1 protein-coding gene is annotated in these 1,090 nt (G+C 37.2%); it reads left to right on the top strand.

The genetic code is table 11. From position 1 onward, the window contains the following. Nucleotides 1-570: 570 nt before the first annotated feature. Nucleotides 571-804, top strand: coding sequence for a hypothetical protein (locus tag Xedl_RS19720; RefSeq protein ID WP_074025422.1), 234 nt, complete (start codon nt 571-573; stop codon nt 802-804). Nucleotides 805-1,090: the final 286 nt, after the last annotated feature.

Here is a 1,090-nt window from a genome sequence, read left to right as displayed (position 1 = left end):
ACTCTTAGTGTGCGTTGAAGAATTTATGACCGCCTTTTCATCAGGGCAACAACCGGGAGTGAGAAAAATGAGTGTATCGTTATTATGAAAGCTTATTTAGTACTGGAATATTTGAAGTTATCTTTATAATTTGATTTTTTGCTATTGACAGGTAGCGATCTTAGTTAGAAAATAATGTTGTTCTTACATTGCCTTGTGCAATCTATTAATGCTCTAACAGCCTGAGAAGAGCGCTTTCGGGTGGCTATGTAACTAATGTTCCAGTAGTCTGAGAGGAGCGCTTTCGGGTGACTACACTATCTGCCATACCTGAAAAAGCAGACAGTAAATACTCTGGGTAAACTCATTTATTCTTTGAAAATGGGGATCGCTAAGGCGATTAAGAAAATTTTCACAACGATTATCTATAGTAGCATTTTCAATTATTCCTTTCACCCAATGGGGAAATTTTCCCCTGGGAAGATTTCTCTATTTTTCGTGGAGAAGTCTTATGGATAGTACACCTTATAGTGCCCTTTTTTTACAAGACCCTTTAGTGTCACGAGATAGTCGCTTTAGAGGGAATGCCTAATGGGAAATATACTCACGAAAGTATTCATCAATTGGTTGGAGCCATGTGAAAATTGTGGATATCAAGGGGTATACCTAACTGATGGTGATGATGATTTTCTCTGTGAAAATGATGATGCGATATGTGCTCAATGTGGACACCATGGGATAATCCAAGTTGAAGAAGGCTATTATCGTAATCACTATTTTGTTTCATGGGATGAACTACCAGTGAAAACTGAAATTAATCAATAATAGTTTTATTAATCAACCCCGCAGGGACTTTCCCTGTGGGAAAGTCCCTGCCTTTATTTTTATTATATGAGGAGTAAAAAATGGGACTTGATATACACTTTTTTGCAGGCAACAAGCAAAATGGAAATGTTGATTGGGATATAGAAGTTGGGTATTTCCGAAAAATTAATTCACTTTGGTATTGGGTTAAATAAGCTTTCATAATAACGATACACTCATTTTTCTCACTCCCGGTTGTTGCCCTGATGAAAAGGCGGTCATAAATTCTTCAACGCACACTAAGAGT

The sequence above is a fragment of the Xenorhabdus eapokensis genome (assembly GCF_001908105.1).
Note: the sequence above shows the minus strand (reverse complement) of the source record. Positions and strands in the feature narration are given on the sequence as shown.